Genomic DNA, 20717 nt, shown 5'->3' on the forward strand with positions numbered 1-20717 from the left:
TAGTATACTACACTCTGCCTTATTTGGAAAAAATTTCAGATTAACTGATTTTTTACATCTGATATAAAATAAAGCGAACCGGTAATGACAAGCACCTCGTCCTTTAATACCCTTTCTTTAAAATTGCGAATCCATGCCGCATACGATTCAACGACGGACGCTTTCTCTGAAGCAAATGGCTCATAATCTTCTTTTTGAGCCGCGCGCGGAAATGAAAACGGCGCAAAATATAATAAATCGGCCGCACTTTTCAATTCATCGATCATGTTTCCCAATGGTTTGTCTTTCATTGCCGCAAATAAAATCGTGATCTTTTTGTCCGGAAAACGGGACTTGATCGTGTCGGTCAAGGCTTTGATGCCTTCTTCGTTATGGGCACCGTCCGCGATGATAAGCGGATTTTCCGAAAGCGTTTCAAACCGGCCGGGCCATCGTGTGTTCTTCAAGCCGAATTCCACATGCTCTTTTTCTATTAAAAACGAATAAAAAACACGTAAATAATCCGCCGCCATGACCGCGAGCGCTGCGTTCTTTACTTGATGAAGGCCGGCTAGCCCCGTTTCAAGCCGATCATGTTTGCTGAATGGAGAATCAAACTGGAACTGTTCTCCTCCTGTCGTTGAAGCGGTCCATGTTCCGTTAAAATCACGGCCTTCTAAATAAAGAGCCGCCTTTTTTTCTTGCACTGTCCGTTTAATGACGTCCAGTGCTTCCGGCTGATGAACGGCTGTTATAACTGGTATGCCGCTTTTCACAATACCCGCTTTTTCGAACGCAATGTCAGCGAGTGAGTCACCAAGAAATTGAATATGGTCCATGCCGATGGTCGTTATAATTGAAAGAACCGGGTGAACAATATTCGTGGAGTCCAAACGGCCGCCAAGACCGACTTCAAAAAGCACAATATCAACCGGGCGCACAAAAGCAAAATAATAAAAGGCCATCGCTGTAATAATTTCAAATTCGCTCGGTCCACCGAACGGCATGTCTTCCATTTCATCGGCGAGTATCCGGATTTTATTCGCCAGCACTGTAATGTCATCATCTGAAATGGACTGGCCGTTTACGCTGATCCGCTCGTTGAATTGTTCAATATATGGCGAAGTGAACGTTCCCACCTCATAGCCTGCTTCTTGTAAAATCGAACGCAGCATCGATGTGGTCGATCCTTTTCCATTCGTCCCGCCAATATGCACCGCTTTCAGACGGCGTTCCGGGTGATTAAGTTTTTCCATCATCCACTCCATGCGTGCAAGCCCCGGCTTCATGCCTGTCCGGAGGCGGCCATGTATCCATGATAAAGCTTCTTCATATGTTTCCATTTTTATTTTCCCCTTTTATGTACGAAAAAGACGAATCCGCCCGCTTGAGCCGATCCGCCTTTTTCAATGAATTAATTCTTTAAATCTTCAATGCGCGCTTCAACCGCTGCGAGTTTTGCGCGGTAATCTGTTTCCTTCGCACGCTCTTCATCGACCACTTTTTGCGGCGCTTTCGCCATAAACCGCTCATTCGAAAGTTTCTTTAATACACGGTCTACTTCCGACTGCCATTTTGCTTTTTCTTTTTCCAGACGGGCAATTTCTTCGTCTATATTTAAAAGACCTGCAAGCGGCATAAACAGTTCCGCACCAGTTACAACCGCCGTCATGGATTTTGCCGGTGTTTCCGGAGCCAATTCGATGATAAGCTCTTCCGGATTACAGAAGCGCTCAATGTAGTAACGGTTTTCTGTCAATGTTGATAAGACCTGCTCATCTTTTGCTTTAATAACGAGAGGCACTTTCTTACTCATCGGTGTGTTTACTTCTGCCCGGATGTTTCGGACTGCACGGATAATATCCACAAGCAGCTTCATATCAGACGCCGCTTCTTTATTTGTGAGTGATCCATCAGCAGCAGGCCACTTTGCTTCCACAATCGTTTCGCCTTCATGCGGCAGGTTTTGCCAGATTTCTTCAGTAATAAATGGCATAAATGGATGCAAGAGACGCATTGTATTGTCGAGAACATAAGCGAGTACAGAACGCGTCATTTGTTTCGCCTGTTCGTCTTCGCCGTACAACGGCAATTTCGCCATTTCAATATACCAGTCGCAGAAATCATCCCAGATGAAGTTGTATAGTGTACGGCCGACTTCCCCGAATTCATATTTCGAGGACAAGTTCGTTACGTTTTCAATCGTTTCATTCAGTCGTGTTAAAATCCACTCGTCTGCCACCGATTTTTTGCCGGACAAATCAATTTGGTCATACGTCATGCCATCCATGTTCATTAAGGCAAAACGGGAGGCATTCCAGATTTTATTGGCAAAGTTCCAAACAGCCTCTACTTTTTCTGTTGAGTAGCGCAAATCCTGTCCCGGCGAGCTTCCTGTTGCCAGGAAATAACGAAGGGAATCCGCACCGTACTGATCGATCACTTCCATCGGATCGACACCGTTGCCGAGTGATTTTGACATTTTACGGCCTTCTGCATCGCGGACGAGTCCGTGAATGAGGACGTCGTCAAATGGACGGTTCCCTGTAAATTCAAGCCCCTGGAAGATCATGCGGGATACCCAGAAGAAAATGATATCGTACCCCGTAACGAGTGCGGCAGTCGGGTAATAGCGTTTAAATTCAGCAGACGCTTCATCCGGCCAGCCCATCGTTGAAAACGGCCATAAGGCAGATGAGAACCATGTATCCAATACGTCGTTATCCTGCTCCCAGTTTTCCGCATCAGCCGGTTCTTCATGGCCGACATACACTTCTCCTGTTTCTTTATGGTACCAGGCCGGAATACGGTGCCCCCACCATAATTGACGTGAAATACACCAATCGCGGATGTTGTCCATCCAGTGCAAATACGTTTTTTCAAAACGATCCGGCACAAAGTTTACTTTTTCATCCGATTTTTGCAAATCAACCGCTGCTTTCGCAAGCGGCTCCATTTTCACAAACCATTGCGTTGATAAATACGGTTCCACAACGGCGCCGCTTCTCTCTGAGTGACCAACGGAATGGAGGTGCTCCTCAATTTTAAACAGCACACCTTCTTCCTGTAGATCCTTTACAATTTGCTTCCGGCAGTCAAAACGGTCCATGCCGTTATATTTGCCCGCTTCCTCATTCATTGTACCGTCTTCATTCATGACAAGAATGCGCGGCAAATCATGACGGTTGCCGATTTCAAAGTCATTCGGGTCGTGCGCCGGTGTAATTTTTACCGCACCGCTTCCGAATTCCTGATCGACATAATCATCGCCTACAATCGGAATGACGCGGCCTGTAATCGGCAGCACGACATTTTTACCGATCAAATGCTTATAGCGATCGTCTTCCGGATGAACCGCAACCGCTGTATCGCCAAGCATTGTTTCTGGACGGGTTGTCGCCACTTCAATATGGCCTGAACCGTCTTCAAGCGGATATTTCATATGATAAAACGCACCCTGTACGTCTTTATAAATAACTTCAATATCAGAAAGCGCTGTTTTTGTGGACGGGTCCCAGTTAATAATGTATTCGCCGCGGTAAATTAAATCTTTTTCATACAGCTTAACGAATACTTCACGCACCGCTTTAGACAGGCCTTCATCAAGGGTAAAACGCTCACGGCTGTAATCAAGACCGAGACCGAGTTTAGCCCACTGCGCGCGGATATGGCCGGCATATTCTTCTTTCCATTTCCACGATTCTTCTAAAAATTTCTCACGCCCGAGGTCGTAGCGTGTTGTCCCTTCTTCTTTCAGCTTTTGCTCGACTTTCGCCTGCGTCGCAATACCAGCGTGGTCCATGCCCGGCAGCCAGAGTACATCATAGCCCTGCATGCGTTTCATACGCGTTAAAATATCCTGCAGCGTTGTATCCCATGCATGTCCGAGATGAAGTTTCCCCGTCACGTTTGGCGGCGGGATGACAATCGTATATGGTTCCTTTGTTTCATCGTTTTTCGCCTCGAAAAATTTGCCGGCTGTCCACCAGTCATAGCGTCCTTTTTCAATCGTCTGTGGATCATATTTTGTCGGCATCGTTGTTTCATTTTGTGACATGTTATTTATTTCCTCCTTAACGAAAAAAAGCCCCGTCGTCTGAAAAGGACGAAGAGGATTGTTCGCGGTACCACCTTTTCCAGGTCCACATTTTTCTTTTGAATACCATTATCTTATCCGAAAAAGATAAAGTCCGTCAACCTCGCGTACACGTTTTTAAATGTGTTTTCATACAATATGAAAAAAAGGCAGGTGGTTAAATTGATGCGCCATTATGACCGGTGGCCGCCGTGGCTCCGTCATTGCCGCCGTATTACATACGGGCTGGCTGTTCCGTTTTGCTGCTTCCAGGGCATCCGCACCTTGTTTTTCCCGACAACAATGGACGTCATTTTGCTGTCGATCCTTATTCTTCTTGCGGCTGCGCTTCACCTTGAGTGGATATAAGCTCCACATCACCTGATTTTTCAATCGAAAAACGCCATTGCGCCTGCTTTTCAGATTGTTCCTCAAGCCAGCTGAAAATAGAAGGGGCATCTGCATTTCCTTTTTGAACCTGTACAGATGCCTCTTCTTCCATGACAGGGGAATCTTCATGTAAATTTGTCTCAACCACTTCCTCTTCTTCTTCCATTTCCATAACAGGAAGCTCAATATGTGAATCCTGCGCAAATTCATCAGTCATTTCTTCTTGATCAACAAGCGCTACGGCAAGCTCGGCTGCAAGCATAAGACGGCCGGGCTTTTGTACGTCGTAATCAAAAGAATGAATTTGAATATCCGTATCTTCAGCTGTTTGCCGATTCGGTGGAATAAAAGCCTGAACGGGAATGTGCCGGAAAAATTGACGGATGTTTTCCTCCTCTTCTTCAGCGATGCTGTATTCACCTGTTATTTCAATCGTACCGGTAAGCGAAGTCCCTTCCATTTTGGGTTCGATCACCACCTGCGGATCGAGTGAAATAGACAATAGCTCCTCCACTTCTTCCCCGTCCGGAAACACAACATCTTCACGAATGGACACCAAAAATAAATCTTCCATCTACACCACTCCTTTTCGCGCTATTGTATGCAGCAATATGTTGAAAAAGAAGTGTTTTTAAAAAGGAGGCTCGGAAAGCAAGCTGTATGGGTTGTCCAATTCGTCTTTACTGCAGCATTTGCAAAAGACAGTCCGGGACTGATTCGCCAGACGGTCTTTCTTCATAATTTTATGCCCTTTTCTCTATGAAACGAAAATGTGTAACAGATTCCCTTTTGACAAAAGTGTATATTAGATCATCAACAGCCCTTCTAAGTCCGGTTTTCTGTCCTGTCATTCTTCTCTTTAGCCGGATGGGGGACTGACCCCGAGATTGGTATCATTCCGGCGTTTTTTCAGCCAGCGCGCGGTCAAAGGCGCGGCAATAAATAAGATAAAAAAGACGCGGAACAGATGAAAGCTTGTCACGGCCGCAATATCCGCTCCTGTGGACATGGCTGTTACCGCCATCTCGGCAACACCGCCCGGAGCGAGGCCGATAAATAAGTCCAGATACGGGAAGCCCGTCCAATGATGGATGACAACAGCTGCAGCAAGACAGAAGGCGACAAGAATACCATTCATCGCAAATAATAAGCCTAATTGCCGTAGTGGAACGGTTTTTCCTGTTATGTTCATTTTTAAGCCGATATATACGCCGAGTACCACCTGTGAAGCGGCGATTATCCAATACGGCAAATGAAACGGTGAGCCGCCCGTTAAATTCCAAACGATAACGGCACACATGGGACCGAGTAAATACGGTGTCGGCAGTTTTCCTTGTTTAAACAAGAATATGCCTGCTGCAACGATACCGGCAATGAAGATCCATTCCCCGAAAGAGAGATGATGAGCCGGCAATGCATTGGCTGGAATGACTGATGCCGCGTGATCCCGATGAATCGCACTAACGAGAAACGGGACGGTCGTGACGACCATAAATAACCGTAATGTTTGCATGACCGTTACAACGGATGCGTCCACATTTGGATGTTCATCGGCAATCAGCACCATTTGGGACAGACCGCCCGGCAGACTGCCGAGCACTGCGGTACCGGTATCCACACCGGTTTTTTGACTGAACAAGTGCGCCATGCCGATAGTCAGAGCTGTAATAGCTATCGTCAAAACGGCTAAATATGGAAAAAAGCGGACAGCCGGTTCAATTGATTCTGTCGTAAATGACGTACCAAGGCTGATTCCAAGGAACAGGAGCCCGGCATTTCTCCAAAAGGAAGGCAGTGTCAGCTTGACTGGCGTCCACTGATTTAACACCATAATGACAAGCAGCGGTCCGAGCATCCACGGTAAAATAATATCTAATGCGTCAAAGAGTCCGCCTGCTGCAGCACCGACCCCGATGGTTTTTATTGTTCTTTTTTTCACTGTTTACACCACAAGTCGAACGGCAAAAAGCAGCAGGAACACCCGCCGCTTTTTAACCGTATTATTTTTTTAAGCGGCTGAATGCTTTTTCAGCGGCTTCAATTGTTTTCGCAATATCTTCATCTGAATGCGCCGTTGACAAGAAAAGTCCTTCAAACTGAGACGGCGGGAGGAAAACACCTTCCAGCGCCATTTCGCGGAAATAGTCCGCAAACAAGGCAAGGTCCGAATTTTTTGCATCGTCGTAGTTGTGAACCGGTCCTTCATGGAAGAAAAAGCCGATCATCGAACCGGCGCGGTTAAATGTAATCGGAATGCCGTGTTTCTCCGCTGCTTTCGTCAAGCCTTCTTCAAGCAGATCCGCTTTTCGCGTAAATTCTTCGTATGATGACGGTGTCAGCTGACGAAGTGTTTCAAGCCCGGCTGTCATCGCCATCGGGTTGCCGGATAACGTACCGGCTTGATAAATCGAACCGGCCGGCGCGATGTTGTTCATAATTTCCGCTTTTCCGCCGTATGCGCCGACTGGAAGCCCGCCGCCGATCACTTTTCCTAGGCACGTAAGATCCGGTGTAATGCCAAAATGACCTTGTGCACAGTTGTAGCCGACGCGGAAGCCGGTCATGACTTCATCGAAAATTAAAAGTGATCCGTTTTGTTCCGTAATCTCACGCAATCCCTCTAAGAAACCGGGCTGAGGCGGTACAACCCCCATATTCCCAGCAACCGGCTCCACAATGATGCAGGCAATATCGTCTCCGAATTGTTCAAACGCATAACGAACGCTCTCTAAATCATTGTAAGGAACCGTAATGGTGTTTTTCGCGACGCTTTCCGGTACGCCCGGGCTGTCCGGCAGACCAAGTGTGGCGACACCGGAACCAGCTTTAATTAACAGCGAATCACCGTGGCCATGGTAGCAGCCTTCAAATTTCAGGATTTTATTTCGGCCCGTATAACCGCGCGCAAGACGAAGCGCACTCATTGTCGCTTCCGTGCCGCTTGATACCATTCGTACCACTTCAATCGATGGAACACGTTCAATCACAAGCTTGGCCATCTCATTTTCCAATAATGTCGATGCACCGAAGCTCGTTCCCGTTTCAGCCGTCTTTTTCAGTGCTTCCACTACGTCATCATTGGAATGACCTAAGATAAGAGGCCCCCACGATAAAACATAATCAATGTATTCATTGCCGTCAATATCATAAATTTTTGAGCCTTTGCCCCGCTCCATAAAGATCGGATCGATGCTGACCGATTTAAACGCACGAACCGGGCTGTTTACGCCGCCCGGCATCATTTTTACCGCTTCTTGAAATGCTGCTTTTGATTTTTCAAATGAATGCATGAATAAATCCCCTTCCGATTATTGTCCGCTTAACCAGCGCGCCGCATCTTTGGCGTGATACGTCATAATCAAGTCAGCGCCTGCCCGTTTCATACTTATTAATTTTTCCAGCACGATGGCTTTTTCATCGATCCATCCGTTCAATGCCGCCGCTTTGACCATTGAATATTCGCCGCTTACGTTGTACGCGACAACCGGTGCGTCAAATTCGTTTCTCACTTTTCGGATAATATCAAGATAGGAAAGCGCAGGCTTGACAATTAGAAAGTCCGCTCCCTGCTCAATATCAGCTGCCGCTTCCCTCATCGCTTCACGCCGGTTTGCCGGGTCCATTTGATACGTTTTCCGGTCACCAAACTGAGGTGTTGAATCCGCTGCATCGCGGAATGGCCCGTAAAAGGCGGATGAGTATTTGACAGCGTAAGACATAATCGGCACTTCTGTATAGCCGGCAGCGTCCAGACCTTGGCGGATCGCTGCCACAAAACCGTCCATCATATTCGACGGCGCGATAATATCCGCACCTGCTTCTGCCTGGCTCACAGCCGTTTTCGCCAGCAGATCAAGCGAGGGATCATTTAATACTTTTCCGCCTTCCACAACGCCGCAGTGGCCGTGGTCTGTATATTCACACAGGCAAGTATCAGCGATAACCAAAAGGTCCGGGTACTGCCCTTTAATAAAACGGGTCGCCTGCTGGACGATACCGTGATTATGGTAAGCACCTGTTCCAACCGCATCTTTTTCATCCGGCACACCGAATAAAATAACCGATTTGATGCCGAGTCCAACTATTTCATCGAGTTCTTCTTTCAAATTGTCCATCGATAACTGGAATACACCCGGCATGGAAGAGACTTCATTTCGAACGCCGTTTCCTTCTGTAATAAACAGCGGATAAATAAAATCGTTTACACTTAATGTTGTTTCACGCACGAGTGCGCGCATGTTTGCGCTCTGGCGCAGACGGCGGTGCCTTGCAAAATGGTTTGTCACTTTTCTTCACTCCCTGTAATAGTCGCTCATTTCTTGAACGAGCGCTTCCATTGTGTACTCTTCCGGGCAGACCGAAACGGCCAGTCCATATTTCTCAGCTTCTTTTTTTGTCACTGGTCCAATGCAGGCAAAATCCGCCGCTGGAATCGGTTCATTTCCTTCATTGACGATTTGAACAAAATGTCTGACAGCGGATGGGCTTGTAAATGTGTACATATCGATCGCTTTATGCCGGATCAGGTCGAGCAGTTCTGCTTTTTTATCTTCCGGAAAATACGTTTCGTACACAATCCAGTCGTGGGCTTGAGCACCAGAGCGGCGAATTGTCTCACCGATTATATCACGGGCCAGGCTTCCCTTTGGAATGAGCGCTTTTTTCGGCATGTATCGTCCATTATTGATCTCCTTGACGAGATCATCAGCGGAAAACCGTTTTGGAATATGCGAAACCTCCACGCCATACTGCTCCAGGACAGCTGCCGTTTTCGAACCGATCGCCGCAAATTTAGCCGGCAGCGTCCTCACATCGACCCCCGCCTGCCCTACTTTTTTCATAAAAAAATCCGCGCCATTTTTACTTGTAATAATGACCCAATCATATGTAAACAGCTGATTCAACACAGCCTCATCCCGAATATCTTCACACATTCGAAACGCGATAAGCGGCACCGCGTATGCTGTGCCGCCCGCTTCTTCTATTTTACCAATAAACGGCGCCGCCTGTCCCGCGGGACGTGTTACGACAATGTGTTTTCCTGCTAACGGCTGTTCCGCGTTCACTCTGATTCCGCTCTCGCCGCTTCGATCAATTGTAAAGCACCGCGTTCTTTTAGTAAACGAGCCGCTTCCAGTCCTGCCTGTTCCGCATCACTGCCAGTTACCGTTTCTTTTAACACTGTTTTTCCATCCGGTGACGCAACGAGAGCTGTCAATGAAACGTCTTCGCCTTTTACTTGCGCAAAACCAGCCACAGGCACCTGGCATCCTCCATCCACTGCTTTTAAGAAAGCACGCTCCGCTGTCGTCGCACGCTTCGTCTGATCGCAGGTGAATTTTGCGAGAAGCTCAAGCAATTCCGCATCATTTTCGCGGCATTCAATCGCAAGTGCTCCCTGTCCTACGGCAGATACGGACAACTCATCATCTAAAAATTCCGTGACAATGTCTGACGACCAGCCCATACGCGCAAGACCCGCCGCCGCCAAAATAATTGCATCAAATTCTTCATTTTCAAGCTTTTGAAGACGCGTATCGATATTGCCCCGAATCCACTTAATCTCGATATCAGGACGAACCGCCAGCAGCTGAGCGCCGCGGCGAAGACTGCTTGTGCCAATAATCGCCCCTGCTGGTAAATCAAGAAACTTTACATGGCCTTTTGAGATAAACGCATCGCGGTGGTCTTCCCGCTCCGGCACCGCGCCAATGACCAGCCCTTCCGGCAAGACAGCCGGCATATCTTTCATGCTGTGGACTGCCATGTCAATTTCATTATCAAACATCGCCTGTTCGATTTCTTTTACGAAAAGGCCTTTCCCGCCGACTTTCGACAATGTCACATCTAAAATACGATCTCCTTTTGTGACAATTTCTTTCACTTCAAATTCTGTTTCAGGTGATAATTTTTTCAATTGATCGATGACTTGATTCGTCTGTGTTAACGCCAGACGGCTTCTTCTTGACCCGACAATAATTTTCCGCACAATCGTACCCTCCATGTAAACCGAAAGCCGGTGTCACGAATACCAGAAATGGAATGTGGACAGCCGGCTTCCGAGGAAAAAGTTAATTAAAATAATGAGAAACGCCGCTGTATTAATCAATGCAAGCGTTTTTCCTGACAATCCTTTTCGTACTTTCACATATAAAAACGCACTGTATACGAATAGTAAAACAAATGATGCGATAATTTTCAAATCAAACCAGCTGACATCCGGCAATTTTATCGTTTTCCAGACGAGGCCGAGGATGAGGCTCAATAGTAACAGCGGCACGCCCATCGCGTTTAAAACGACGGACATCTTTTCCAGCTGTCCGAGATCGCCAAGCCGCCAGAGACGCTCATTCCATTTCTTCATTTTCAAAAGCCGATATTGCAGCAAGTAAAGAGCCGAGAAAATAAAAGACAGGGAAAAGGCTCCATAGGATAAGATCGCCATTGTAATATGGATGAGCAAGAGTTCAGACACAAGCTTTTCCGCTGCAGCCTGCGATTCAACCTGTATCGGCGCAAATGTATGAACGGTCATAATTAAAAAGCCGATTACATTCGTGAAAAAGACCGTGAAATCCATCCGCAGCAGTTTATTCAAAACGAGAGAGAGTGTCAATAGCACCCAGGCGTAAAAATACAGTCCCTCAAATAAGGTGAGAACCGGAAACCTTCCAGTGTTATACATGTATAGACATAAAAAAATTGTTTGAAGACCCCAAACAATCGTTAAAATCCAGAAGGCGATTTTGTTCGCCCTCTGGTTGCGCTGTACAAAATCAAGGAAATAGAGCAATACGCTTACTGCATATAAAATAATCATAAGTTCATGAAGCCGTGTCATTCCCTGTTCAAACATCGCATAACCTCGCTTAAAACTGGAGTAAAGGCTTTGCCTGAACCGCCTGTGCGCGTTTTTCTTCCGCCTGCGCCTGTTTCAATCCTTTTACTTCTTCTTCAATATTGAAAATTCGCATGAACAGATCCAGCTTTTCTTCAGCATGCTTATCTCCTGCCAGTTCTTTTGCCTGTAAAACAGGGTCCTTCAGCATTTGATTTACGATGCTTTTTGTATGCTTGCTTAACACTTTACGGTCGCGCTCGCTTAAATGAGGCAGTTTCCGGTCAAGGCTTTCCATCGTTTCCGCCTGAATCGCCAGCGCTTTTTGCCGCAGCGCAGAAATGACAGGCACAACGCCAAGCAGGTTCAGCCACTCATTAAATGCGACAATCTCTTCTTCAATCATGAGACCGATATTCGCTGCCGCTTTTTCACGTTCAGCCAGGTTCGCCTGCACAATCCCTTCCAGATCGTCGATGTCATATAAAAAGACGCTGTCGAGATTCGCAATTTCCGGTTCAATATCACGCGGAACCGCAATATCAACCATGAACAGCGGACGACCTTTGCGCATTTTTTGCACATTTGCCATTAAGCCCTTCGTAATGACATATTCTTTTGAACCGGTGGAGCTGATTAAAATATCCGCTTCAACAAGTGCAGATTGAAGCTCGTCCATTGACTTTGCCTGTCCGTCAAAACGGCCTGCAAGCGTTTCTGCCTTTTCAAATGTCCGGTTCATCACGGTCACTTTCGTTGCGCCGCTTCCGTGCAGGTTTTTAATCGCGAGTTCGCCCATCTTTCCGGCACCAAGAACGAGCACGTGACGCCCGTTTAGGCTTCCAAAAATTTTCTTCGCGAGTTCAACTGCCGCATAGCTGACCGATACGGCATTCGCACCAATATCCGTTTCTGCATGCGCTCTTTTCGCAAGCGTAATCGCCTGCTTAAATAAATGGTTAAATACAGTGCCTGTCGTGCCCATCTCCTGCGATTGCAAAAAGCTTTGACGTACCTGTCCAAGAATTTGCGTTTCGCCAAGCACCATTGAATTTAAACCGGATGCGACGCGGAAAAGGTGCTCCACTGCCGCTTCCTGTTCATAAATGAACAAGAATGGCGTGAATTCCTCCTGCGCAATATTGAACCATTTTGATAAAAATTCTTTAATATAATATCGACCGGTATGCAGCTGATCGACAACCGCGTATATCTCTGTACGGTTACATGTCGAAATAATGACATTTTCGAGCACACTTTTTTGTTTTTGAAGCTCTGTCATGGCTGTTGCAAGCGTATTCTCTTGAAAAGAAAGACGCTCACGAATTTCTACCGGGGCTGTTTTATAATTTAATCCAACCGTTATAATATGCACGTTGCTGCACCCCCGAAAACGAATCATTGTGCTACCCATTATACCATAATGAGAAGTTTTTATTATTCACAATTTGTGAACATATGCTAACATATAAGGCAGCACTTTTTTACGATCAAAGACGAAAAGCGCGACGTCCTGTGGCCACGCTCGGAACCGCCACGTCCTGTGGCGCTCGCCCGACTAGGCCGTCCGTGCCCTCGCAGCGTCTTTGTGACCCACGTCCTGCGGGCCTCTATTTTATAAATATTATCAAAAAGAAATTATTTTTGCAACAGAATGAATTGGAAAGCGGGGACGTTGAAAAATGAATGGACAGCGTGTGTTTCCTGGCATCATTTTGATTGGATTCGGCTTATATTTCTTTTTACAGCAATCAGCTTTTCTTTGGGTGAAGCCATATCTCGGCTGGCCCGCTCTTTTATTGATTACCGGTATTGCCTTTTTAGCACAAGGATACAAAAGTGACGGAAATGGCATTTTGCCTGGCGTTGTGCTGACGGGATTCGGCATTCATTTTTACGTCATTGATTACCTCGGCTGGTGGGCAAACGATACCGGCGTGTTTATTTTAATTATTGCACTCGGCTTTTTGCTCCAGCACCAAAAAACGGGAAGCGGACTGGTTCACGGCATTTTATTTTTAATCCTTGCGGCCGTGACGCTCTTTTACAGTACCGTAAAAAGCTGGTTCGGCTCTCTTGAAACCATCTGGCAGTTCTGGCCGCTCATTTTAATTGCGGCAGGCGGATATTTACTGTTTGTCAAGAAAAATGGCGGAAAGCCCGGGAAGCGATAATCGCCGCTTCAAAAAACGGAGTTGTCTAATAAGTGCAGAGGGACGGCCGGATTTCGTACCATTTAGGCCGATTTTTCGATCGTACAGCCGGAATATATCAAGGCCGAATTCATCGACAAACCGGCCCAAACTCAGAAAATCCGGCTATAGAAATAAGGAAGGGGATGTCTCAATGAACTTTTGAGACATCCCCGTTTTTCTTATTCTTCTCCATCCAACTCCAGCTCGGCTTTATACATTTTATCTTCATACATCCGTTTTTTCACAGCTTTCCACACTTCATCTTTTCCTAGTCCTGTTTCCGATGAAAAAATAATAATGTCATCCACAGGATCAAAATCAAGCGTTTCTTTTACGACTTTTAAATATTTCTGCCATTTTCCTTTTGGAATTTTATCGGCTTTTGTCGCAATCACAATAGCTGGGATTTCATGGTATTTTAAAAACTCGTACATCGCCACATCATCTGCAGACGGGGCGTGGCGCAAATCGACAATATGAATACAAGCCGACAGCTGCGGCCGGTCCGTCATATAGGTTTCAATCATTTGTCCCCATGCCTCGCGCTCCGTTTTGGACACTTTTGCGTAGCCGTAACCAGGCACGTCCACAAAAAACAGGGTGTCTTCAATTTTATAAAAATTCAGGGTCTGTGTTTTACCCGGCTTCGACGAAATGCGAGCCATACTTTTACGGCCGATCATCTTGTTAATAAACGATGATTTTCCGACATTGGAACGGCCCGCCAGTGCAAACTCCGGCAATCCGATATTCGGATATTGATGGGGCTTCGCTGCACTGATGACCAGTTCTACATTGTTTACTTTCATGTACTGCTTCCTCCGATCGCGATGTCCAGCACTTCATCCATCGTTGACACTGGCAAAAATGTCAGCCCTTCGCGGATGCTTTCCGGCACATCATCGATATCTTTTTCGTTATCTTTTGGTAAAATGATCGTTTTCAGTCCAGCACGATGTGCACCGAGTGATTTCTCTTTCACACCGCCGATCGGCAAGACACGTCCTCGCAGTGTAATTTCACCGGTCATCCCGACATCCCGCCGCACAGGACGTCCTGTAAGTGCAGAAATGAGCGCAACCGCCATTGTAATCCCTGCTGAAGGACCGTCTTTCGGCACAGCGCCTTCCGGGACATGAATGTGAATGTCGTGATGTTCATGGAAATTCGCTTCAATCCCAAGTTCATTCGCTTTTGAACGGACATAGCTGAACGCGGCCTGTGCCGATTCTTTCATCACATCGCCAAGTTTACCGGTTAAAAGAAGTTTGCCTTTTCCCGGTGAAAGTGATACCTCAATTTGTAACGTATCGCCGCCGGCTGCGGTATAGGCAAGACCGTTCACAACACCGACCTGGTCTTCTGTATCTGTCTGACCGTAGCGGAAAATGCGCTTGCCCAGAAATTCCTGCAAATTTTTATCAGTCACGGTTACGCGTTTTTTCTCGCCGGACACAATTTTCTTCGCTGCTTTCCGGCAGATGGCTGCCAGCTGGCGCTCAAGGCTGCGCACACCCGCTTCACGCGTGTAATACCGGATGATATCGCGGATTGCTTCTTCCTTGAGACGAATTTGATTGCGTGTCAAACCATTTTCTTTTACTTGCTTCGGAAATAAATGATCTTTCGCAATATGAATTTTCTCTACTTCCGTATAACCGGCAATCGAAATAATTTCCATCCGGTCGCGCAAAGGTCCTGGAATGGCACTTAAATCATTTGCCGTGGCGATAAACATGACATTCGATAAATCGTACGTTTCTTCAATATAATGATCGCTGAAATTATGATTTTGCTCCGGATCAAGCACTTCAAGCAGTGCAGACGATGGATCACCCCGGAAATCGCTTGACATTTTATCAATTTCATCCAATAAAAAGACCGGATTCACTGTTCCCGCTTTTTTCATCCCTTGAATAATCCGGCCCGGCATGGCGCCGACATACGTACGGCGATGACCGCGAATTTCGGATTCATCCCGGACGCCGCCAAGTGAAATGCGGACAAAGTTACGTCCGAGTGACTCAGCAATGGAACGGACTAAACTTGTTTTCCCTACGCCTGGAGGTCCACCAAGACATAAAATCGGTCCGCGCAGCGACTGTGTCAATTGACGGACAGCCAAAAATTCTAGCACACGCTCTTTCACTTTTTCAAGCCCATAATGATCACGGTTTAACACGTCTTCTGCTTTCAAGACATCAAGGTCATCTTCTGTCGCGTTTGACCAGGGCAATGTGACAAGCCATTCCAAATAATTGCGGATGACCGAACTTTCCGCGGCACTTTGCGGTATTTTTTCATAGCGATCCAATTCTTTTAAAGCTGTTTTTTCAACATGTTCCGGCATGGCAGCGGATAAAATGCGCTCTGTCAGCTCTTCTACTTCCCCCGTTTTGCCTTCTTTATCGCCGAGCTCCTGCTGGATCGCTTTCATTTGTTCACGCAAATAATACTCTTTTTGTGTTTTTTCCATTGATGTTTTGACACGCTGGCCGATCTTTTTCTCTAAATTTAATACTTCCCGCTCATTTTGCAAAAGCGAAATTAACCGTTCAAGACGTTGTTTCACCGGAAACGTAGCGAGAATTTCCTGCTTTTCTTTTACTTTCAGCGCAATATGCGATGCGGCAATATCCGCCAGGCGGCCCGGTTCCTCAATATCGGAAACGGAGCTCAATGTATCAGAAGAACCTTTTTTCGACAGCTTTACGTATTGTTCGAATTGTTTGAACAGCATTCTCATGAGCGCTTCTGTTTCCGCGTCTTTTCCTGTTTCTTCTTCATGTACTTCCACGACCGCTTCATAATAAGTTTCCTGGTCAATAACGGAAATTAGTTTTGCCCGGTCAAGCCCTTCGACAAGGACACGGATTGTTCCATTTGGAAGCTTCAGCATTTGTTTCACTTTCGTCAGCGTTCCCACTTCATATACATCGTCGCCAGCCGGATCATCCAATTCCGGATCTTTTTGTGCCGATAAAAATACGAGCTGGTCGTTCATCATTGCTTTCTCAAGCGCTTCAATCGAGCGGTCTCGTCCGACATCCAGGTGCAGCACCATCGTTGGGTAGACATGCATACCTCTCAATGGCAAAAGCGGTACAGTAAAAATTGTTTCTGCGTTCATCCAAATCCCTCCCTGCAAAAACCATCCCGGTATGTTTCACCGGGCGCTTCTCTTTCTTTTCTCCTATCTTATCGTAAAATGCCGGATGATGTCGATGAAAAAGAGGGGACAGCGCCCATCCAGGCGCTGTCCCCTTTTTCCACCACATCATTATGCAGACGTTTTATCAGCTGAACCGACTTCCTTGCCATGTTCATCAAGCAGCCTTGGCGGCGCCTGATTTGTTACGGTTTCACTCGTAATGACACAAGTTTGAATATCATCACGTGACGGCAATTCATACATCACTTCAAGCATAATGCTTTCAATGATCGAACGCAGTCCGCGCGCACCTGTTTTACGTTCAATCGCTTTTTTGGCAATTTCGCTTAGAGCCGCATCCTCAAATTCAAGATCAACATCATCCAGCTCAAGCATTTTTTGGTATTGCTTCACAAGGGCATTTTTCGGCTTCGTCAATATTTCAACAAGCGCTTCTTCATCAAGCTGCTCAAGGCTTGCAATAACAGGCAGACGGCCGATAAATTCCGGAATTAATCCGAAGCGAAGCAAATCTTCCGGAACGAGCTGAGAAAGAAGGGATTTATCTTCCACTTCTTCTTTTTTCGTTTCTGAACCGAAACCGATCACTTTTTGACCGAGGCGGCGTTTAATAATTTGCTCCACCCCATCAAACGCTCCGCCGCAAATAAAGAGGATGTTGGTTGTATCAATTTGGATAAACTCCTGGTGAGGATGCTTCCGCCCACCTTGTGGCGGCACGCTCGCAACAGTACCCTCCAAAATTTTCAAAAGAGCCTGCTGCACTCCTTCACCGGAAACATCACGTGTAATGGACGGGTTTTCCGATTTACGGGCCACTTTATCGATTTCGTCGATGTAAATAATGCCTTTTTCCGCTTTTTCCACATCGTAATCAGCAGCCTGAATGAGTTTTAATAATATATTTTCAACGTCCTCACCAACATACCCGGCTTCTGTCAATGACGTCGCATCCGCAATGGCAAACGGCACGTTCAAAATACGGGCAAGCGTTTGAGCAAGAAGCGTTTTACCGCTTCCTGTCGGCCCGATTAAGCAAATGTTTGATTTGGATAATTCCACATCATCCACTTTGCTGTTGGAATTGATGCGTTTATAGTGATTGTAAACGGCAACCGCGAGTGATTTTTTCGCCCGTTCCTGCCCGATGACATATTCACCTAAAATTTCGCGGATTTGTGCCGGCTTCGGTACATCTTTAAACTCAACTTCTTCTTCTGTACCCAGCTCTTCTTCCACGATTTCTGTGCACAGTTCAATACATTCGTCGCAAATATATACGCCCGGCCCTGCTACGAGTTTACGCACCTGGTCCTGCGACTTTCCGCAAAACGAGCATTTTAACTGTCCTTTTTCTTCATTGAATTTAAACATCTGGTTCACCCCTTATGCTATGTTGGTGCAGCCGGAAAAATTCAGTGGACCGACTTTTTTGACTACCCCTTAAGTAAGTTATGTATCGCATTGTAGCATATTTGCCGGAAAACAAAAACGAAAAAGCGTTTTTCGCATATTTTAGGGTAGAAAACAAGGCACGATCAAGTCGCGCCTTGTCAGTTTGTTCTTTTATTATGCACTAGTTTTACTGTTTTCGACAAGAAATTCGACTGCTTTGCGAATTTTCAAGTCCGCTTTCATACCGTCAAGGCTGCCAAGTGCTTTTTGAATATCTTCTTTTGAAAGACCGAATTGCTCAGCCATTTTGCTTACTTCCGCATCCACATCTTCGTCCGTTGGCTCAAGGTTTTCAGCTTCAGCGATCGCTTCAAGGGTCAAGCTTGTACGCACACGTGTTTCTGCATTTTCTTTCATTTGTCCGCGAAGGTCTTCTTCCGATTGACCTGAGAATTGGTAGTAAAGGTCAAGGTTCATTCCTTGCATCGAAAGGTTTTGAGTAAACTCTTGGAGCATGCGGTCAACTTCACTGTCGATCATGACATCAGGAACATCCGTTTCAGCGTTCGCTACGGCCTGATCGACAAGATCGTCACGCAATTTTTGTTCAGAAGCGTTTTTCTTTTGCTCAGCAAGACGCTCTTTAATTTTCGCTTTCAATGCATCCAGCGTTTCCACTTCTTCGTCTGTTTCCTGTGCAAACTCATCGTTCAACTCAGGAAGTTCCTGCGCTTTAATTTCATGAAGTTTCACTTTGAATACAGCCGGTTGACCTGCAAGCTCTTCCGCATGATATTCTTCAGGGAAAGTCACTTCAACGTCTTTTTCTTCGCCGGTTTTCATGCCAATAAGCTGCTCTTCAAAACCTGGAATGAATGTGCCGGAACCGATGACGATTGAGTAGTTTTCAGCTTGTCCGCCTTCAAATGCTTCACCGTTAACGAAGCCTTCAAAATCGATGACAACAGTATCGTCATTCTCAACAGCGCCGTCTTCTTTCACAACAAGCTCAGCGTGGCGTTTTTGTAGATCTTTCAGTTCGTTTTCAACATCTTCATCTGTTACGTCTATGCTTTCTTTTTCTACTTCAAGACCTTTATATTCGCCAAGTTTTACTTCAGGCTTCACTGTAACAGTAGCTTTGAAGATGAATGGTTTGCCTTTTTCAAATTGCTCTACATCGATTTCCGGACGGTCAACCGGTTCGATACCGGTTTCATCAATGGCATTGCTGTACGCTTCCGGAAGAATCGCATCGATCGCATCTTGATAAAGAGCTTCAACGCCGAAACGCTGCTCGAACAATGGACGAGGCATTTTTCCTTTACGGAAGCCCGGTACATTAATGGTTTTAACGACTTTTTTGAAGGCAGTATCGAGTCCCTGTTTTACTGTTTCAGCGTCTACTTCAACAGTCAGTACGCCTTGGTTACCTTCTAATTTTTCCCACTTTGCAGACATAAAAAATTCCCTCCAACAATCTATTAATAAATATGAACGTTCGTCCTATGTATATTCTTTCTGATACAAAAAGGACACAATACGACTTTTACATTATACCATACAGCCGTTTTCTTTCAACTAAAAGGCTGAAATTTCATCGAGTTCCTTCATGAAAAGCAAAGCTTTTTCCACCTCTGGATTCATGTCGGAAAGAGCGTTCACAGACCGATAAAGCGTTTCAATGCGGAAAACCGCAGCCTCCGCCCAGACAGCCGGCTCCTGCTCCGGGTCAAATGGATGCAGCAAAAACAGCTGCTGCTTGACAAGGTCCAGAACCTGCGCGAATAAGGCCGGGTTCTCCTGTCCAACCGTTTTTTCAAGGTGATCAGCAGCTTCCTTGAAAAAAGGACGGCTGAATGCTTCATCCATCATAACCGGAATGACCTCTTTTTCAAAATGAAATTTTCGGACAGTCACTTTTTGAACGGTGCCTATCTCACGCAGCAGACCAAGTGCCATTGACTGTATAAATGGATGTTCGGATCCATCGTCCAGCAGATGAATGAGTTCTGTTTCGTAAGGTGCTGCATCGTGGGCGGCAAGTTCAGCGAGCTTCATCATTTTATTTTGCATTGTATCATCTTTAGAAAATAGAGCGGCAGCGGGCTCTTGCTGCTTTGCGCTCATCCGGTCTGCAAGCGCTTTTAAATGGGCAAAGTGTTCGTACCGGTCCGGCGGGAGCCCTTCTTCAAGCAACGCCGATAAAGTATCTGCCACTTCTTTATAGCGTTTTTTTTGAATAAGCATCAGCACATGCATGTCGAGCACATCAAAATAGTGACCTTCACCAGCATGGAGCATATCACGTGAAAGTTCAATCCCTTCGTCGTAACTGCCGCTTTCGTGATAAGCAATGAGCAGGGCCATTTTCAGTTCTTCTGTACGATCCGTCTCAAACCGCAGAGCTTCTGTATAGTGGAGGATCGCATCATCAAACCGTTTTTCTTCAAGTGCTCTTTGGCCTTTTTTATCCAAATGATCCACCGTGCCCGGGAATTGAATCACATTGCCCTGTTTGATCCGCTTCTTCTTTTTCATCATTTGTCACCCGCTCATCTTGTAATAATTGAAGTGTAGCATGGGATTTGTGGAAAGAACAGAAAAAAGGCAGCCCGCACCATTACGTGACAGACTGCCTTTTTGAATTGTTATGTATGGCGTCCCAGGAGG

17 protein-coding genes are annotated in these 20717 nt (G+C 46.1%); 2 read left to right on the forward strand and 15 right to left on the reverse strand.

The features are described from left to right. Window positions 1–35 precede the first annotated feature (35 nt). Together BTO30_RS05930 and BTO30_RS05935 are read right to left on the reverse strand one after the other, a co-directional pair. Entirely contained in the window at window positions 36–1322 is a 1287-nt protein-coding gene (locus BTO30_RS05930; RefSeq protein WP_075397786.1) for a bifunctional folylpolyglutamate synthase/dihydrofolate synthase, read from the reverse strand. 71 nt (window positions 1323–1393) lie between these two features. Then, entirely contained in the window at window positions 1394–4036 is a 2643-nt protein-coding gene (locus tag BTO30_RS05935; protein WP_075397787.1) for a valine--tRNA ligase, read from the reverse strand. Between the two features lie 204 nt (window positions 4037–4240). Between BTO30_RS05935 and BTO30_RS05940 the strand changes: the two genes are divergently transcribed. Further along, entirely contained in the window at window positions 4241–4423 is a 183-nt protein-coding gene (locus BTO30_RS05940) for a hypothetical protein (protein WP_075397788.1), read from the forward strand. On the opposite strand, the gene BTO30_RS05945 is transcribed toward BTO30_RS05940, so the two are convergent. The 8 genes from BTO30_RS05945 to hemA all read right to left on the reverse strand — a co-directional run bounded on the left by BTO30_RS05945 (window position 4383) and on the right by hemA (window position 12657). Further along, window positions 4383–5018: a hypothetical protein gene (locus tag BTO30_RS05945; protein WP_075397789.1), complete on the reverse strand. Its 636-nt coding sequence runs from the start codon at window positions 5016–5018 to the stop codon at window positions 4383–4385. The genes BTO30_RS05940 and BTO30_RS05945 overlap by 41 nt on opposite strands. Window positions 5019–5303: 285 nt before the next feature. Then, a complete protein-coding gene (locus tag BTO30_RS05950; protein WP_075397790.1) occupies window positions 5304–6383 on the reverse strand; it encodes an AbrB family transcriptional regulator in 1080 nt (359 codons plus the stop codon). 61 nt (window positions 6384–6444) lie between these two features. Next, the gene (gene hemL / locus BTO30_RS05955; protein WP_075397791.1) at window positions 6445–7734 is read right to left on the reverse strand and encodes a glutamate-1-semialdehyde 2,1-aminomutase; all 1290 of its coding nucleotides are present in this window, start codon (window positions 7732–7734) and stop codon (window positions 6445–6447) included. Window positions 7735–7752: 18 nt separating this feature from the next. Next, window positions 7753–8730, reverse strand: coding sequence for a porphobilinogen synthase (gene hemB / locus BTO30_RS05960; RefSeq protein WP_075397792.1), 978 nt, complete (start codon window positions 8728–8730; stop codon window positions 7753–7755). A 6-nt stretch (window positions 8731–8736) separates the two neighbouring features. Next, entirely contained in the window at window positions 8737–9510 is a 774-nt protein-coding gene (locus BTO30_RS05965) for a uroporphyrinogen-III synthase (RefSeq protein WP_075397793.1), read from the reverse strand. Continuing rightward, window positions 9507–10433 carry a hydroxymethylbilane synthase gene (gene hemC, locus BTO30_RS05970; protein WP_143331917.1) on the reverse strand — a complete coding sequence of 309 codons (927 nt, stop codon included), beginning with the start codon at window positions 10431–10433 and terminating at the stop codon, window positions 9507–9509. Before hemC ends, BTO30_RS05965 begins: the two co-directional genes overlap by 4 nt. A 33-nt stretch (window positions 10434–10466) precedes the next feature. Beyond that, window positions 10467–11300, reverse strand: a complete 834-nt coding sequence (locus BTO30_RS05975; protein WP_075397795.1) for a cytochrome C assembly family protein — start codon at window positions 11298–11300, stop codon at window positions 10467–10469. Between the two features lie 13 nt (window positions 11301–11313). Beyond that, the gene (gene hemA, locus BTO30_RS05980; protein WP_075397796.1) at window positions 11314–12657 is read right to left on the reverse strand and encodes a glutamyl-tRNA reductase; all 1344 of its coding nucleotides are present in this window, start codon (window positions 12655–12657) and stop codon (window positions 11314–11316) included. Window positions 12658–12964: 307 nt separating this feature from the next. On the opposite strand from hemA, the gene BTO30_RS05985 reads away from it, so the two are divergent. After that, window positions 12965–13456: a hypothetical protein gene (locus tag BTO30_RS05985; protein WP_075397797.1), complete on the forward strand. Its 492-nt coding sequence runs from the start codon at window positions 12965–12967 to the stop codon at window positions 13454–13456. A gap of 200 nt (window positions 13457–13656) precedes the next feature. Here the strand turns inward: BTO30_RS05985 and yihA are convergent, their stop codons facing one another. From yihA to BTO30_RS06010, 5 genes are all read right to left on the reverse strand, one after another. After that, window positions 13657–14286, reverse strand: a complete 630-nt coding sequence (yihA, locus tag BTO30_RS05990; RefSeq protein WP_075397798.1) for a ribosome biogenesis GTP-binding protein YihA/YsxC — start codon at window positions 14284–14286, stop codon at window positions 13657–13659. Further along, on the reverse strand, window positions 14283–16607 hold the full coding sequence (lon, locus tag BTO30_RS05995; protein WP_075397799.1) for an endopeptidase La: 2325 nt from the start codon (window positions 16605–16607) through the stop codon (window positions 14283–14285). The genes yihA and lon overlap by 4 nt, the downstream gene beginning before the upstream one ends. A gap of 150 nt (window positions 16608–16757) precedes the next feature. Then, window positions 16758–18023, reverse strand: a complete 1266-nt coding sequence (clpX, locus tag BTO30_RS06000; protein WP_075397800.1) for an ATP-dependent protease ATP-binding subunit ClpX — start codon at window positions 18021–18023, stop codon at window positions 16758–16760. 195 nt (window positions 18024–18218) lie between these two features. Continuing rightward, on the reverse strand, window positions 18219–19505 hold the full coding sequence (gene tig, locus BTO30_RS06005; RefSeq protein ID WP_075397801.1) for a trigger factor: 1287 nt from the start codon (window positions 19503–19505) through the stop codon (window positions 18219–18221). Window positions 19506–19625: 120 nt separating this feature from the next. Beyond that, window positions 19626–20588 (reverse strand): hypothetical protein, encoded by a 963-nt coding sequence (locus tag BTO30_RS06010; RefSeq protein ID WP_075397802.1) that lies wholly within the window; start codon window positions 20586–20588, stop codon window positions 19626–19628. Between the last annotated feature and the right edge of the window lie 129 nt (window positions 20589–20717).

The sequence above is a fragment of the Domibacillus antri genome (assembly GCF_001936625.1).
GTDB classification, from domain to species: domain Bacteria; phylum Bacillota; class Bacilli; order Bacillales; family Domibacillaceae; genus Domibacillus; species Domibacillus antri.

Excerpts from the sequence above, each read along its gene's own strand:
- hemL (WP_075397791.1), bottom strand. The coding sequence starts at position 7,734 with ATGCATTCATTTGAAAAATCAAAAGCAGCATTTCAAGAAGCGGTAAAA.
- yihA (WP_075397798.1), bottom strand. The coding sequence starts at position 14,286 with ATGAAAGTAAACAATGTAGAACTGGTCATCAGTGCAGCGAAGCCCCAT.
- tig (WP_075397801.1), bottom strand. The coding sequence starts at position 19,505 with ATGTCTGCAAAGTGGGAAAAATTAGAAGGTAACCAAGGCGTACTGACT.
- BTO30_RS05985 (WP_075397797.1), top strand. The coding sequence starts at position 12,965 with ATGAATGGACAGCGTGTGTTTCCTGGCATCATTTTGATTGGATTCGGC.
- lon (WP_075397799.1), bottom strand. The coding sequence starts at position 16,607 with ATGAACGCAGAAACAATTTTTACTGTACCGCTTTTGCCATTGAGAGGT.
- BTO30_RS06010 (WP_075397802.1), bottom strand. The coding sequence starts at position 20,588 with ATGATGAAAAAGAAGAAGCGGATCAAACAGGGCAATGTGATTCAATTC.
- BTO30_RS05930 (WP_075397786.1), bottom strand. The coding sequence starts at position 1,322 with ATGGAAACATATGAAGAAGCTTTATCATGGATACATGGCCGCCTCCGG.
- BTO30_RS05945 (WP_075397789.1), bottom strand. The coding sequence starts at position 5,018 with ATGGAAGATTTATTTTTGGTGTCCATTCGTGAAGATGTTGTGTTTCCG.
- BTO30_RS05935 (WP_075397787.1), bottom strand. The coding sequence starts at position 4,036 with ATGTCACAAAATGAAACAACGATGCCGACAAAATATGATCCACAGACG.
- BTO30_RS05940 (WP_075397788.1), top strand. The coding sequence starts at position 4,241 with ATGCGCCATTATGACCGGTGGCCGCCGTGGCTCCGTCATTGCCGCCGT.
- BTO30_RS05975 (WP_075397795.1), bottom strand. The coding sequence starts at position 11,300 with ATGTTTGAACAGGGAATGACACGGCTTCATGAACTTATGATTATTTTA.
- clpX (WP_075397800.1), bottom strand. The coding sequence starts at position 18,023 with ATGTTTAAATTCAATGAAGAAAAAGGACAGTTAAAATGCTCGTTTTGC.